This is a genomic window from Bacillus sp. BR3(2024) (assembly GCF_039134555.1).
In the GTDB taxonomy this organism is placed as follows: Bacteria; Bacillota; Bacilli; order Bacillales; family Bacillaceae_G; genus Bacillus_A; species Bacillus_A cereus.
In genome coordinates this window covers 1,585,800-1,601,117 of sequence record NZ_CP152433.1, presented here as the reverse complement: position 1 = coordinate 1,601,117, position 15,318 = coordinate 1,585,800, and the positions used below count along the sequence as shown (strand labels likewise).

Here is a 15,318-nt window from a genome sequence, read left to right as displayed (position 1 = left end):
TTTATATAGTCATTTTTTAACTTGGTGTACATTTTATTTCGTTAATCTACTATTTTAATTTAGGAGATGAGATGTGTATGTGTGGAATTACAGGTTGGGTAGATTGGAAGGAAGACCTTTCAAATCAACATGTTATTTTAAAAAAGATGGCAAATAGTATTCAGCATCGTGGTCCAGATGCTGAAGGATTTTGGTTTTCACCTCATGCGGCCTTTGCACACCGGCGTTTAATTGTAATTGATCCAGAAGGCGGTACACAGCCGAAGACATTCCGTGCTGGTGATTATACGTATGCTCTTACTTATAATGGAGAAATTTATAATTTCCGTGAACTTAAAGAGCAGCTTCAAAAATGTGGGCATGCATTTGAAACCCATTCAGATACAGAAGTGTTACTACATGCTTATCTAGAATGGAAAGAAGACTGCGTACAACATTTAAACGGAATTTTCGCTTTCGCCTTATGGGATGATCAGAAGCAACAATTATTTTTAGCGCGTGATCATTTAGGTGTAAAACCACTCTTTTACACAGAAAGAAATGACAGCATTATTTTCGGATCTGAAATAAAAGCGTTATTAGCGCATCCATCTGTTCCTGCTGAAATTGATGCGGATGGCATAAATGAAATATTTGGATTAGGCTTATTTCGAACTCCTGGATGTGGCGTCTTTAAACATATTCAAGAAGTGCGTGCTGGACATTTTATAACGTTTACACGTCATAAAAAAGTAGTTACGAAGTATTGGAATTTAGAAAGTAAGTTCCATACAGACTCTATAGAAGATACATCTTCGCATATTTTATCTATTTTACAAGATACAGTAAAAAGACAATTAATTGCCGATGTTCCTCTCGTTTGTATGTTATCAGGCGGATTAGACTCTAGCGGTATTACTGCACTTGCGGGTAAAGAATTTGCTGCGGAAAATAAAACACTTCATACGTATTCCGTTGACTTTGTAAATAGTGCAAAAGATTTCGAGCTGACATTTGCTCGCACTGGTTTAGACGCTCCTTGGGTAAAACGCGTTTCTGAACATGTAGGGACAGCGCATCATGATATTATTGTGAATGCTGAAGAATTAGCAAATCACTTATTCGTTCCCCTTCATGCGAAAGATTTACCGAGTGCTGGTGAAATGGAAACTTCACTATATTTACTATTTTGCGAAATGAAAAAAGATGCGACCGTAGCTTTATCCGGTGAATCGGCTGATGAAGTATTCGGTGGATACCCTTGGTTTCATCAAGAAGAATTACTATATGTAGATAAGTTTCCTTGGCTAACAAATTGGAATAATACATCTCCTCTTCTACTAAATGAAGTAAGTAACCAATGTAATCTAGAAAACTATATTGATACACGATTCCAAGAAGCGATACTTGAAGTACCTACTCTTGAAGGGGAAAGTAAAAAATCCGCGAAACAACGCCAAATGTTTTATTTATTTTTAACAAGATTCCTTCCTTTCTTACTTGACCGTAAAGATCGTATGAGTATGGCTGTTGGATTTGAAGTTCGTGTACCGTTTTGCGATTATAGATTAGTTGAATATTTATGGAATGTTCCTTTCAACATAAAAAGTATTGATAATATTGAAAAAGGCATTTTACGTAGAGCACTACAACCAGCTTTACCTGACGATGTACGTAATAGAAGAAAAAGCGCTTATCCAACTTCACAAGATCCACACTACTTACAAACAATCCGTAATTTAACACTTGATATGTGTAGCAATAAAAACAATCCTATTTTCTCACTTATTAACCATTCCATCTTACTTTCAATTGCTGATCAAAGTAATAAAGAGATTAACAATTTTGAGGCAAGAAGTGCCATGGAGTATATGCTACAAGTAAATGAATGGTTAAAAACATATCATATTCATATTGCTTAACAAAAAGGAGTTCAAGGATAAAAGCCTTGAACTCCTTTTATATTAATTAGCACATTGTTTATTATCAGTATCAATAGACCACCCAATAATCGTGGCACAATCTCTACCTTTCCACTGCAGTACATTTGTTAATACTGGCTCAATCTGCAAGCTATTCCCGTCATGTAATATTTCTACTAAAGATTGATCATCATCAAACCTTCGTTTATCACACTCTAAAATACCGTCCGTTGCCATTACAATGTGATTCATTCCTTTTTCTAATCCTCTTACACCTGACGTAAAGCAAGGTGTATTTGCTGCAAAAATATTTTTCCTGCCAATATATTCGTAATTTTTCCGTTTATTTAATCGTCCTTTTCCATTTTTCGTTTTCTCAGAATGGAATAAATACGCGAAACAATCACCAACTGATAACCAATATAAAAATTCGCCTTTTCGTAAACAAATTAAGCAAGCGAGTTCCTCATCATCTTGATCACACCTTTTAATAAATAACTCATCTGTAAATAACGCTAATAAGTACATATGTGTATGATGAAAAGCTAAATGTATTGGATATGAGAATAACTCTTTTAGTTTTTCTTTTCTTTCCGAAATCGCTTCTATTATATAATCTATATTTTTTGTTTTGTGATGTGTATCAAAAATCATAACAAATTCAAATTGTAATTCAGGATCCCACCAAGCCAGCACCGCATCTCCTCGTTCATATGCATCACTCTCTTGATTTCCCCCATATACGCCGACTGAAAGAGGACCACATTTTTCAACATGTATTTCATCTACATACATCTGTTCATGACTAATCCATTTGAATGTATTCACAGCTATCATCCTCTCTCTTGCTAAATGTATACCTTTACACATAGATTACCTTATATTTCAATAAAAATAAACTTTTTCAACATTTTTTATCCAAATAAAAGGGTTTTATTTCTAAAATGACGAATATATCTTACTATACGATATAAAAAGGAGATTTATTATTATGAACAACATTAATCAACATTGGGAGAGCATTTATTATCACTTACGATACGAATACGAGGACAACCTTTCCCACCAAGCAATTCGTATTTTACAAATCGTTTCTCGTGAGAAAGATATAACAATTGGAAAAGTCGCTACTGAGCTTAGCCTTTCTCATAACACAGCATCTGAACATATAAAACGCCTTATTCAAAAGGGTTTCATCGTTAAAGAGAGAAATAAAAAAGATGAAAGAGTGGTAAACCTTACATTAACAATTGAAGGAATTGAAGTATTAGAAAAACATACTTTACTAGATAAAGAAAAGATAAAAATATTAGAATCACAGTTATCAAAAGAAGAACAACAATTAATTGAAAAAGCATTTTCCTTATTAGCGAAGGAGGCAAAATATGCATTTCCTCGTTAAAATAATCGTTTCGGCACTTATTATCGGCGTTATCACTGAAGTCGCTAAACATTACAGTACGATAGGTGGCTTTATTGCTGCCCTTCCTCTCGTGAGTTTACTTAGTTTATTTTGGATTTCATTCGAAGGCGGAAATAAACAAGAATTGAGTCAATTTGCTTTAGGGGTATTATATGGATTCCCCGCATCAGCACTACTATTATTTATTGTCTATATTGGTTTAAAAAATTCATTTACACTTAGTACATCTGTCCTACTTGGTATAGGTGTTTGGTGTATCGTTTTTGCTTGTCAAAAATTATTTCAAGCTTAGGAGGAATTAACATTCATAAATTTGTAGAAATAATGGGGCAAAATATAGAAGTACATATAAAAGGAGATGGTAAACAAACTGTAGTCATTCAAACCGGAATGACTTGCTCATTTTATGATTGGTTTCCTATTATAGAAAAGCTTTCAGAGCACTTTACAGTTGTTTCATACCATCGCCCAGGTTACGGAAAAAGTGATTTAGGCAATCAGCCGCGTACAATAAGGCAAGTTACAAAAGAGCTACATATGTTACTAAACAAACTAGCTATTCAAGAACCATTTATTCTAATCGGTCATTCCTATGGAGGATTATGTGCACAACATTTTGCGATGTTACATGAAGATAAGCTGCAAGCACTTATTTTAGTTGATTCTACTTCGATGAACTTACACCGTTTAGATGAACTTCATTTACCAATTTCTGATCAAACTGATTCTGATGATGTTTGGTTTCAAAAATATAATATGTATTCAAAAATGGATGTAGACACACTTTATAACGAACTAAAACCTATTCTCACCGATCAATCAAAACAGCAAATTGAATTCTCTACCTCGCCTTCATTATATAAAGCGACAGCTTCTGAACTATCGGAGTGGAAAAACTGTGCTCTCTCACTAAAAGAGCTATGTAAAACATTAGAAATACCATTAATCGTTATCGGTAGAGATCCTCAATATTCTATTACTCAATTGACTAATGGTGGCATGCCAAAAGAGGAAGCAACACAACTTGAAGCAATGTGGCAAGAACTAATTCACGAACAATTACACCTCTCAACTAACAGCCAATATATTCTTGCCGAACATGCTAGTCACGGTATAGAAAATGATCGACCAGATATTATTATTGAGGCGATTCATTTCTTACAAATAAAAAAAGGAAGCAACTAAAGCTGCTTCCTTACTTATCTATTCATAATCTTCTTCATCATCGATTTCTTCGTAATATGAACTTCCATTACTTACATATATAGGGCCATTCGCAACATCAATACGTAGTACCCACGCCCATGGCACAGCTAAACGTTTATGTATCGCTCGCCAAAAGCTCATTGATTTTCTTTCGTACTCCTGGAACTCCTGAAGTAACTCTTTGTAGGAGGAACCGTCTAACTGAATATTTGCTTCTAACAAACGAGAATGGGCATAGTACTGTAACTCTAGTTCAGCAGCAATTTCCATTTCTTCTTCCGTTGCCATACCAATGATTGTTCCATCTTCTGGTGCAATTTCATATACGTTTTGAACTTCAATAAGCCCTTCTTTCTCTTTCTCAAACATGTAAACAGCCTCCTTTAACATATATTTTTTATGTTACAAAGTCATACTTCTACAATAACTTCTCTCTTTCCTCTTTTTTTGATAAACTTTTACAAAATATTTAACCGATGACCTGTTTTCTCTATTCTTTCAGCAGAAATGAAACGATTTTTATCAAAATTTAATTTATACACATCAGGCATATGAAGTGTTTTCCAAAACTCAAAATCATATTTCGAATTAAAATAATTCATGAGTAATACCATAATATTTCCATGCGTACCTATTACAATATTCTTACCTTCATATTGTTTTAATATATTTTGCATACATATTACAGCGCGCCTTTGTGCGATATCATTCGATTCTCCGCCTTCGTATGCAAAACTCCAATCTTCCCACACATTCTGCATAGCATCATTAAAATTTGATACTGGCTCTGTGCTCAATAATCTTTCACGCAAATCTTCTTCTGTTTGTATTGATAATTTATATGTATTCGCAATTCCTTGTACAGTTTGGATTGCTCTTTTGTACGGACTAGAAATAACAACATCAATATGTTTATCTTTTAATAAATGTGTTACATTCTCTGCATCACAGTGCCCTTTTTCAGATAAAGGTCGTTCCCGTTCTTCTTTTGTATATGTAGAATGGGCATGGCGAACGAAATATATTGTTGTCATTTTTCAACCTCCTTTCTTATTTTCAATTTATATTCAATAATAAGATTGGAAAATCCTGTATTACAAAAGAGCACTTTTCATAAGTGCCCCTTTGTTTACATAATAAAATTATTTCATTATAATTTATTTCTGAATTCCTCACTTATGACAATATCTCGAATAAAGTAATCCATATTACTTAGAAGCTTTTCAAATGCTTTTTCACTCAAATTGTTCATCATAAAGATAATCTCAATCTTATTCCCTTTTTTATCAGTACCATAGAAACTATTTGTTAATACAAATGCAGTAGAACCACCTTTCTGTCCAGCAAATTCGAACATACCCTCTCCTACGGTTCCTTTAAATATATTCTCAATCTCACCTTGCATTTGTGGTGTAAAATAATTTCTGCTATTTATCTTTTCCAGTAAACTCATGTAATCCTTCGCATTTGCACCTATAAACCGATCTGACCAAATACGCTGAAAGTCCATATCGGCTTTTAAAGATATCTCGCGTTTTGTCCATTCTTTCTCGTCTTTCATCCATTCATGTATTTGTCATACATGCTTAACATATTCATCATTAGACATATTACGTAGCTTGTCCAATGCTTTATTTTGAGGAATATGCAGTTCTTTTTCAACATAGCCCCTCATATATAATGCCCCTGTATACGTTGGATAAAATTCATCGTAACTATTTAAGCCTAACTCTTTCAAACTTTCATTTATCCGCGCTGCTCCAAGCTTGTCTAATAAATATGATGCATTCGCATTCGAACTATAATGGATCATTCCTTTCACTACTTCTTCTAAAGAAGTTTGACCACCCTTCACTAACTCTTTAACTTTTACATCATCTAGCCATGCAGGGTGTGCACCACCATCAGTATTTTTCACATAGTATTTTTCTAATTCTTTCAATGAAATTTGCTCGTCTTTTCTTATTTTCCCTTCAGCTACTTGCTTAGCATATTCAATTGCTATAATGATTTTCGACATACTTGCTAGCGGTAGTTTTTCTTTTTCATTTATTGATGTCAATGTTTCACCATTTCTTTTAACAATTAAAGAAGTTGTTTTATCATCCTTATGTTCTTTTATGTAATTTAGCACATAATTAGAGTCTTCTTTGGAATTGACATATTCCTTCACTGAAAAGAAAGCTATACAGCCTACTATAGTAATTCCAGCTATAATTCCAACAACTTTTAATCCCCTCATGATACTCCCCCTAAAATAAACATATTATATATTATACTAAATAAATTTCCCTTTTTAAGTAATAATTAGATTATTTATACAAAAACACTTCTTTTCTTAAACAACAAAAAAACATGCCTTCATTAGGAAAGCATGCTTTGTGATATCCTTCACATTTTTTAGTTAAAAAATAAATGTTTACTTACCATGATGTAACATTAAATCACTAAGTTCTTCTTCAATGTGATTTAATTTCGCAACGCCTTCTTTCCATTTATGAATATAACGTGAAACCCCAACAAAAAACAAAACAATAATTGTGGAAAGAATAATACCATATACGATTGCTACAGTACTCATAGTTACACTTCCTTATAATTAGTAATGTGGTTATTAGTTATATTTTTATTATAAACCTTTTTCTTTTAAAATACTTCGATTTCAACTTTTTGTAACAAAATTGATTTTTCTAACATTTCGTTCGTGAAAATGGCATATTTTTCACAAATTATACAAAACTTCACCATATGTACTATTACCATATGAGTTATATTATTAAATAGAATAAAGGGGATGATATACTATGACGACTTGGTTTATTGTAATGTTAGTTGTATTTGGAGCATTTAAAATTATCGTTTCTAGCCTTCCTAACTCTGTTATTGAATCCATTATTAGTCGCTTTGAAACACATCCACAACTCGAAGAAGAGAATGTGACTGTTACAATGAACGGAAATAACTTAGTAGGCGAACAGAAATCAAAAATTATTCATGATTTTAACGAAGGTTTATTTTTAGATCGCTATTATGCACCACCCCATAATGAAGGCACTCCTTTAATTATCCATGCAAAACGTGGTAAAAAAGATTTTACATTTTATATTTATAGTCATGAAGAGCATGTTGATGTTGTAAAACAATATAAAAAGAAGGTAGTTGCTTATAGTTTACGCTCTAAAAACCTTCAAAATAGTGATATGTTCGTGTCAGCTGATTTAGCTTAATACTCATATATAAAAAGGAATCCATGGCATATGGATTCCTTTTTACTATTTACTGAAAAATAAGCTCTGTCTTCAAACTATCTTTCGGTAACAACCAGCCTTTTTTCTCTAAACTCGCCATTAATAATTCCCTTTGTTTTGTCGCAATACTTTCTTCATTTGTTTTAAATGACACTTCTATTACGAAGTCATCTTCTAATTTTCCTGTATTACTTAATGGCCAAATTTCAATATTTGCTTTTATGTTTTCAAACTCTCCTGTATATCGTTTCATTAATACAGGACCGTAAATACGGGAATTCTTTAACATCTCTTCTCCCCAATTTGTATACAACCATTTGTTCATTTTCCCTGGTAATTTTTCTATTAACATGTTTTGAGCAGCTTGTTTATTTGGTAAATCAAGTATTCCATATCCTTTAGCACTGTAACTTTTCTTATTTGAAATGCTTAATGTTTTCTTCTCAAATCCCCAATCTATTTCCGCCTCATAACTATCCGTATTACTATCGAATCCTTCTTTTTTAGCTACTTCTAGTGCATCTTGAATTACACCATTTGGAATAGGATATCTTTTTTTATATGTTAGTTCAAAATCTTTACTAAATTCTTTCTTTCGAATTCTAGCAAACCAACCTTCCTCGCTTAAACTTTTATTCGCAGTATCTAAAAATTGCACTTGTATTCTTTCATATTTTGTACCAGCCTGGAAATGTTCTAGTACCTCTTGCTTCATCTCTTTGTTATCACCTAATACTTGTTCTGGCTTCAATAATAACTTCACTTCAAAACTAGGTTTCATTGGACTAGCTGCAAACCCTTCCTTAACGTTATAAAGGAAACAACAAAAGAAAATGCTTACGAATACAAATACTTTTTTCATATACCTATCCCCTTTACATTTCAAATGACTTCTATACGTTCCATTGCAAGTGAATATACATTTTCATATCCTGCTGTACTTAGCTTTTGTTGTAATCGATCCGTATCCTCTTTCAAAGCGTGCACTAGCACCGTATGTTCTGGTAATAATGTATTTAACATCTCTTTAACGTCTCTTATACTTTGGTGAACTTTATACGCAACTCGATTCACCCTACATGTATTCCTTACATGCTCTTTCATAACTTTTTCTGCAAAACTCCCTTTCGCAATATGTCCAGTAAAAATAACAGCATTCCGTTTTTCATTCCGAAGTTGTTCATAATATAACTGCGCTCGTTTCGTTTGCATATTCGCATCACTCATTACAACTATTCCGTAACTATTTTGCATACTAATATCATTATCCATCACTATTATGTTTCTTTTTAAACTCTCCATAACCCATTTAAGTTCTTCATTATTTTTTATCCAATCTTTATATACGAACATCTCTTCAAATCCAGCCAAAATTTCTTTATCTACTATAAGCGGAAATTCTTTATATCGTTCATATAAATACAATACTATATCTTGTGCCCTACCAAGTTGTGGCAGCGGTAATAATGCTATTCCTTTATTTTGCATAACTCGTTCAATTTCTGCACATAGATTGTCTAATCTTTCATTTTGCGAAACATCCTCTGTGTGATAAGCGGCATCTACAATTGCAACTTTTATATTGTGGCCCAATTTCTCAGGTAAATTAGCTCGTAGTATATTAGACTCTGCTGAATAGTCGCCTGAATAAAATACGTATGTATTACACATATCAACTAAAAACCAAACAGCTCCTAATACATGCCCACTATATCCCCATTGAAACCGCAATGTAGGAGTAATTTGTACCCATTCATTTGGATTGCTAATCTCATCAATACATACATAATTTAAATCTTTTATGTGTTGGTCGCTATAAGGTAAATTCCACCCTTGCATCACATTATAGTTTCTCCATTTTTCATAATATAACGGCAGTTGCTCCTTTGTATAACGAGTCGTCCAAATTTTTTTCTTATAGCCATACTTCGCTAATAAAGGTAAACCCATCGTATGATCTTCATGAATATGTGATAAAAATACCGCATCTAAAAATGGAACAGCTTCTCTCTCTATTTTTGGATAACTATCCTCATAAGATCGATTAATACCACAATCAAATAATATTTTCGTCTCTTTATTTTTTACAAAATAGCAGGAGCGACCGTATTCTCCTGCTCCTCCCCATACTTCCACTCTCATCATACTACCCCTTTTCGTTTTTGCTCCATATGTTGTAGCAGTAATAAGCATATTGTTGTAAGTCCAACAGAAACAACGGCCATCGCCATGCCTATAGATACTTCACCCTGTTCAAATTGAGCAAAAATAAACGTTGCTGACGTTTCTACTGATGGAGGTAATACGAGAAGTGATGCTACTAACTCTCTTATCGAAATTGTAAATGTCATCGCCCATCCAGCAAGAATGCCTGGGATAATAAGAGGCAATATTATTTTTCTAAAAATATAAATATAATTTCCAGAAAAAACACTTCCTGCCTGCATGAGAGAATCATCAATTTGTCCGAGTGATGATTTTACATATTGCACCGTGTAAGGTAAAAACAGCACAACATACGTTACGATAACCATAACTGGTGTATTGTAAATTGACATAGGCATATATGGTGAATTCCAAAATAGAATAAGACCTACAACCATAACGATTCCTGGTACCATATTCGGTAACATACCGCACATATCAAGCCATTTTTCAGAGGTTTTTTTCCCCTTTCGAATCATAAGTGCCAAAAAGACTCCAATCATTACCGCGATAATTGCTGTTACGAGTGAAAAAAGAAAACTATTCCATAAAGCCCCTAATCCCGGAGATCCCATTGTAAACAATGCCTCATAATGGCTTGTTGTAAAGTTATTTACATGTAAACCGCCGCCTCTTAATTTTGACAAAGAAGCAATAAGTATAGAAAAGTATGGAATTCCAATTGATACGATTAATAAACCAATTACATACATCCATGCTACAACGCGCGTAAATATAGACAAAGTATATCTTTTAGATTTCACACCTTTTCCACTAACTATTGCATATGAATACTTTCGATTCAATACATTTTGCATATACCAAATAAGCATACAAGCACTAAGTAATAAAGAAGATAATGCTGTTGCACTACTAAAATCAATTGGCCAACTCGAAATAAATTTATGGATTTCTGATGTTAACACGTGGAATCCTATTCTACGTCCGAATGTAGCCGGTGTTCCAAATTCAGCAATCGTCTTTACGAAAATGAGTAAAGCCCCCATTACATAGCTTGATACTAATAACGGCAATATTATTTTTCTTAAACGATAGAAAAAACTTCCGCCATGAACTGCTGCAGCTTCTTCTTTACTACTCCCAATCTGAAGTAACGTGTTTTTCAGCATGAAATAAAGAAATGGGAATAAATGCAGACTCATAATTAAGACCATACCTCCTAAACTAAAAAACGATGATGAAACTGTCTTTAGCATAGGAAAAAATTGTTCAAAATAGCCGTTAGGTTGCATGAACAAAATCCAGCCCATCGATCCAATATACGGCGGTGTCATAAATGGAATCATAAAAACAATATCTAACTTACTATACTTTCCTACATCTGTTTTGCTCATAATAAATGCCAATGGAAATGCAAATATTGTAGCTCCTATTACAACGAGTACACCTAGAAGCATCGAATTTAGAAAAATCTCAGCTAATCCACCACTCTGTATCACTTCAAAAGGCTTTAAAAAATTCCAACTGCTATTTTCATATACACTAGAAAATAAAATAAGAAAAAGGGGAATGACGATTAACATCGCCACAAGTAATAATGCTACCGTCATTCCAACTTGTCTTACTGATACGAATCGATTTACCATGGAATCACCATCTTATTGAAATACTTTCTTAAATTGTTTTCCTATTTCATCTTGCTCTTTCTCAACTGTTTTCCAATCAATATTTAATACTGGAATCTCTTCTACATTTAGTCTATTTTCAGCTTTTATATCTGTTCTACCAGGCAATAAATACGCTTTAGAAACTTGTTTTTGTACATCATCGGATAATAAATAATCAATAAACTCTTTTGCACCTTCAACATTTTTACTATCCTTCATAATCCCAGCTGCACGTGGGCTAATAACTGTTCCGCTTTTTGGATATACAATATCAACAGGTTCACCCTTTGCTTTTGCGCTATACGTCATATAATCAACACCCGCAATGACCATATCTTTCGCACCTGTTACAACTGGGTCTAACGCTTCCTGATTTGCTCCTGCTACTGTAACTTCATTTTTCTTAAGCTGCTCAAATAAATTCCATCCATCTTGTCCATTCTTTTTCACGTATCCTGTTACAAAGTCTAAAGCTGAACCTGAAAGTGCTGGATCTGGAAGATTCACTTTCCCTTTCCATTCTCCTTTCGTTATATCGCTCCAATCTTCAGGCGCTGTCTTCACATTTTTTGTATTGTACACAATCCCTAATGCTGAAGCACTATACCCGAAATAATGTCCTTTATCATCTGACCATTCAGAACGCAGCTTATCAGCTTGTTTCGCTTCTTTATAAGCTAACGTTTGACCCTCTTTCTTTAATCCTTCCATCGCTGGTAATGATGCAAGTACGACTACATCAACGACTGGATTTTTCTTTTCAGCTTCCATTCTCGCTAAAATTTTACCAGTTGTCCCTTGAAACATTTCCACCTTTATACCAGTTTTCTTTTCAAAGTCTTTTTGAATTTTTTCTGCTAACCCTTTTGGTCCTGCACTATATACAACAATTTTCTTTTCATTCGTATTTTTACTTTTTGCATCTGCATTACCTGTCTTTGAACTACAACCTGTTACTACAGTAGAAAATAGTAAAGTACATACAAATAAAGACTTAAGCGAACTGAATTTCTTCATACGATTCTCCCCCTATATGATGAATACATTTTTTGGGTACATATAACGATACTGGTTTCCCGATGCTTAGCTTACTATTGTGATAGGCTGTCCAGATGCCTAAAGTCCCCATATTTACTTTCACTTCATAACGTTCTCCTACATATGTAACGTGCTGAATTTCACCTGTATACATTTCGCACACATCATTTTTTGTCCAACTCACATGCTCTGGACGAATCATTTTTTCACCCTCTACAAGCCAATTCGCCTTACCAACAAATTTGGCAACAAATTCATGAGACGGTTTCACATAAATATCTTCCGGTGTTCCTTTTTGTAATACTTCTCCTTGTTTCATGACAATAATTTGGTCTGACATTGACATTGCTTCTGTTTGATCGTGAGTGACATACAGTGCAGTTAAACCAATGGAATGAACGATATCCATAAGCTCTATTCTCATTTCTTCTCGCAAAATTGCATCGAGTGCACTTAGCGGTTCATCAAACAAAATAAAATGAGGTTTTGTTACAATTGCTCTAGCGAATGCGACACGTTGTTGCTGTCCACCAGAAAGTTCGTGTGGATACCTTTTCTCCATATCTTGCAGGCGAACTCGCTTTATCGCATCTTCTACTTTTTCTCGCAATTGATTCGTTTGCTTTGTAGCTCTTAAACCAAATGCAACATTTTCAAAAACAGTCATGTGCGGCCATAAAGCAAAATCTTGAAATACCATACCGATATTCCGTTCATGAGGAGATGTCTTTATCTTTTTTGCAGCAGAATACATGCACTGGTCTCCAAAATATATTTCTCCCTTATCCGGTTCCTCAAGCCCTGCTATCATTCTAAGTAAAGTCGTTTTCCCACACCCCGAAGGTCCTAAAAGTGTAGTGAATTCCCCTTGTTTCATTACAATCTGCAACGGCTTTAACGCCTGTATTTTTCCAAATGTCTTTTCTAATCCACTAATTGTAATATCCATTGCTTCACCTCTCTCCCCTCATTCTTAACCTGCTTTCATTCTATATGGAAGATTTATACTGAATGTTAATGTACTGTAAAGATTAAATTAAAAAACTTCTAATAAACTATTTATTTCTATAGATTTTTTCTATATTTAAAATAAAAAAGGCGGCAATTCATAATGAATCTCTTAAAATTAGAAATTGTAGTACTTATTAAGAAATACAAAAAGCTTACAATCGTTGCAGAAAAACTTGGCGTTAAACAACCAACTATTACATTTCATATAAAAAGCTTAGAAGAAGAACTCGGTGTGTCTTTATTTGAATTACGTTCTGGAAGGTATTTCTTAACAGAGGCTGGTGAGGCTTTGCACCATTATGCTTGTAAAATAGATGCACTTATGAAAGAAGCTAGACGTGTCACGCAAGAGTTTAAAGATTTTCATAAAGGTGCTATAACAATCGGCGCTAGTTATGTACCAGCGACTTATCTTTTGCCAGCAGTCGTTCATCAATTTCAATGTGAATTTCCCAATATAAAAATAACGCTACTAGTGAAAACAGCCCCTGAAATTCGAATGATGCTACAAAATCACGAAATCGATCTTGGGATAATTTCCGCTGCTCCATTTGATGAACCACTTTTAAAACAAACGAATATAATGCCCGATACACTTGTTCTTGCCTTTTCCAAAGAACATCATTTTTCAAAAAAAGACAATGTATCGTTACAAAATATAAAAAAGGAACGCATACTATTGCATCGTAACCCATCTACAACAAGAGATTTACTTACACAATGGACGTTAGCGCATAACATTACATTCCAATCTGAAATTGAATTAGACTCATTAGAAACGATGAAACAAATTTTAAAATATGGTAATGGAATTGCCTTTATTTCTAAACTTGCTATCGAGCAAGAAATACAACGAAATGAGCTATGCTATATACCAATCCCTGAATTTGAATTTCAGCGTAATATTTATACGATTCATCATGAGGACAGATGGAATTCTAAAATCATTTCTTTTTTACTACAGAGCATCACTTCATTTGCAACAAAAAATTAAAAGGCTGTCGTTATGCACGACAGCCTTTTAAACTATAAATCTATTTATTTTTCTTTGCCTCAATTTTTGCTTGCGCCTCTTCAGCCTTATCTAATGCTTCTGATACTTTCTTCTCTTTTTCTTTCACTTCATCTATACTATCGACAGCTTTAATAATTTTATCGATTCCTTCTTCTTCTACCTTTCTACGCTTTGCCACTCTTTCATTTACTTTCTCTTCCACATCTTTTGCTTTTTGAAGCATATTCTCTGCATTTGATGTTACAGCTTTTTCAAGTTCATCATCTTTTTTCTTTTGTAACACTTCATTTGCAATGTCTTTCGCTTCTAAATACTTACCGTCTTTTAAGGCTGTTGCTCCGTGATCCATTTTCTCAGCAACTTCTTTATATGATTTCGCTTCGTTTCCTGATTTCTCTTTTTTTGCTTTTTCGAACCACATTGTTGCATCACTATACTTTTCATCTTTCAATGATTGCATACCTGTTTCAATATATGTGTCATAATTGCTACATCCAGCCATTACGACTAATAGAAAAAGCATAACAAAACTTAATTTTTTCATGCTGTTGTCTCCTTTTCTTTGCAAGCTCACTTTACTTTAACATACATGAAAAAGAGTTTCAAAAACTAAAATACTAATTTAGTCATTTTTATAATGATA

At 33.6% G+C, this 15,318-nt stretch carries 17 protein-coding genes and 1 pseudogene; 6 read left to right on the top strand and 12 right to left on the bottom strand.

The genetic code is table 11. The features are described 5' to 3' along the window. Nucleotides 1-77: 77 nt before the first annotated feature. Complete coding sequence (asnB, locus tag V7S45_RS08380) at nucleotides 78-1,901, top strand: asparagine synthase (glutamine-hydrolyzing) (protein WP_088344828.1); 1,824 nt, start codon at nucleotides 78-80, stop codon at nucleotides 1,899-1,901. 42 nt (nucleotides 1,902-1,943) lie between these two features. Here asnB and V7S45_RS08375 read toward each other — a convergent pair whose 3' ends face one another. Then, the gene (locus V7S45_RS08375) at nucleotides 1,944-2,771 is read right to left on the bottom strand and encodes a protein phosphatase 2C domain-containing protein (protein ID WP_342761731.1); all 828 of its coding nucleotides are present in this window, start codon (nucleotides 2,769-2,771) and stop codon (nucleotides 1,944-1,946) included. 121 nt (nucleotides 2,772-2,892) lie between these two features. Here V7S45_RS08375 and V7S45_RS08370 point away from each other — a divergent pair, with 121 nt between their 5' ends. The 3 genes from V7S45_RS08370 to V7S45_RS08360 are packed head-to-tail and all read left to right on the top strand — an operon-like array spanning nucleotide 2,893 to nucleotide 4,509. Continuing rightward, nucleotides 2,893-3,303 carry a MarR family transcriptional regulator gene (locus V7S45_RS08370; protein ID WP_001059785.1) on the top strand — a complete coding sequence of 137 codons (411 nt, stop codon included), beginning with the start codon at nucleotides 2,893-2,895 and terminating at the stop codon, nucleotides 3,301-3,303. Next, nucleotides 3,287-3,616 (top strand): DUF3147 family protein, encoded by a 330-nt coding sequence (locus V7S45_RS08365; RefSeq protein ID WP_000545608.1) that lies wholly within the window; start codon nucleotides 3,287-3,289, stop codon nucleotides 3,614-3,616. The genes V7S45_RS08370 and V7S45_RS08365 overlap by 17 nt, the downstream gene beginning before the upstream one ends. Then, nucleotides 3,577-4,509 carry an alpha/beta hydrolase gene (locus V7S45_RS08360; protein ID WP_002179077.1) on the top strand — a complete coding sequence of 311 codons (933 nt, stop codon included), beginning with the start codon at nucleotides 3,577-3,579 and terminating at the stop codon, nucleotides 4,507-4,509. The genes V7S45_RS08365 and V7S45_RS08360 overlap by 40 nt, the downstream gene beginning before the upstream one ends. 18 nt (nucleotides 4,510-4,527) lie before the next feature. Here the strand turns inward: V7S45_RS08360 and V7S45_RS08355 are convergent, their stop codons facing one another. The 5 genes and pseudogenes from V7S45_RS08355 to V7S45_RS08335 form a co-directional block, all read right to left on the bottom strand. Continuing rightward, nucleotides 4,528-4,899 (bottom strand): hypothetical protein, encoded by a 372-nt coding sequence (locus tag V7S45_RS08355; protein WP_000461779.1) that lies wholly within the window; start codon nucleotides 4,897-4,899, stop codon nucleotides 4,528-4,530. 89 nt (nucleotides 4,900-4,988) lie between these two features. Continuing rightward, nucleotides 4,989-5,564 (bottom strand): histidine phosphatase family protein, encoded by a 576-nt coding sequence (locus V7S45_RS08350; protein WP_000208265.1) that lies wholly within the window; start codon nucleotides 5,562-5,564, stop codon nucleotides 4,989-4,991. Between the two features lie 116 nt (nucleotides 5,565-5,680). Next, nucleotides 5,681-6,772 (bottom strand): annotated as a pseudogene (locus V7S45_RS08345) (serine hydrolase). Between the two features lie 177 nt (nucleotides 6,773-6,949). Then, a complete protein-coding gene (locus V7S45_RS08340; protein ID WP_000108701.1) occupies nucleotides 6,950-7,111 on the bottom strand; it encodes a hypothetical protein in 162 nt (53 codons plus the stop codon). Nucleotides 7,112-7,176: 65 nt separating this feature from the next. After that, nucleotides 7,177-7,293 (bottom strand): hypothetical protein, encoded by a 117-nt coding sequence (locus V7S45_RS08335; protein ID WP_001987133.1) that lies wholly within the window; start codon nucleotides 7,291-7,293, stop codon nucleotides 7,177-7,179. 41 nt (nucleotides 7,294-7,334) lie between these two features. Between V7S45_RS08335 and V7S45_RS08330 the strand changes: the two genes are divergently transcribed. Continuing rightward, nucleotides 7,335-7,757, top strand: coding sequence for a YfmQ family protein (locus tag V7S45_RS08330; protein ID WP_000214580.1), 423 nt, complete (start codon nucleotides 7,335-7,337; stop codon nucleotides 7,755-7,757). 49 nt (nucleotides 7,758-7,806) lie between these two features. Here V7S45_RS08330 and V7S45_RS08325 read toward each other — a convergent pair whose 3' ends face one another. Genes V7S45_RS08325 through V7S45_RS08305 form a run of 5 tightly spaced genes read right to left on the bottom strand, consistent with a single transcriptional unit; the run spans nucleotide 7,807 to nucleotide 13,598 of the window. Beyond that, nucleotides 7,807-8,640: a hypothetical protein gene (locus tag V7S45_RS08325; protein WP_000755315.1), complete on the bottom strand. Its 834-nt coding sequence runs from the start codon at nucleotides 8,638-8,640 to the stop codon at nucleotides 7,807-7,809. A 20-nt stretch (nucleotides 8,641-8,660) separates the two neighbouring features. Beyond that, nucleotides 8,661-9,923, bottom strand: coding sequence for an MBL fold metallo-hydrolase (locus tag V7S45_RS08320; RefSeq protein WP_179206941.1), 1,263 nt, complete (start codon nucleotides 9,921-9,923; stop codon nucleotides 8,661-8,663). Beyond that, complete coding sequence (locus tag V7S45_RS08315) at nucleotides 9,920-11,590, bottom strand: iron ABC transporter permease (protein ID WP_342761730.1); 1,671 nt, start codon at nucleotides 11,588-11,590, stop codon at nucleotides 9,920-9,922. Before V7S45_RS08315 ends, V7S45_RS08320 begins: the two co-directional genes overlap by 4 nt. A gap of 12 nt (nucleotides 11,591-11,602) precedes the next feature. Next, nucleotides 11,603-12,628 (bottom strand): ABC transporter substrate-binding protein, encoded by a 1,026-nt coding sequence (locus V7S45_RS08310; RefSeq protein ID WP_025690034.1) that lies wholly within the window; start codon nucleotides 12,626-12,628, stop codon nucleotides 11,603-11,605. After that, entirely contained in the window at nucleotides 12,606-13,598 is a 993-nt protein-coding gene (locus V7S45_RS08305) for an ABC transporter ATP-binding protein (RefSeq protein WP_025690033.1), read from the bottom strand. The genes V7S45_RS08310 and V7S45_RS08305 overlap by 23 nt, the downstream gene beginning before the upstream one ends. A 162-nt stretch (nucleotides 13,599-13,760) precedes the next feature. Here V7S45_RS08305 and V7S45_RS08300 point away from each other — a divergent pair, with 162 nt between their 5' ends. Further along, a complete protein-coding gene (locus tag V7S45_RS08300) occupies nucleotides 13,761-14,654 on the top strand; it encodes a LysR family transcriptional regulator (protein WP_025687751.1) in 894 nt (297 codons plus the stop codon). A gap of 40 nt (nucleotides 14,655-14,694) precedes the next feature. On the opposite strand, the gene V7S45_RS08295 is transcribed toward V7S45_RS08300, so the two are convergent. Continuing rightward, on the bottom strand, nucleotides 14,695-15,219 hold the full coding sequence (locus V7S45_RS08295) for a DUF4398 domain-containing protein (RefSeq protein ID WP_086389334.1): 525 nt from the start codon (nucleotides 15,217-15,219) through the stop codon (nucleotides 14,695-14,697). Between the last annotated feature and the right edge of the window lie 99 nt (nucleotides 15,220-15,318).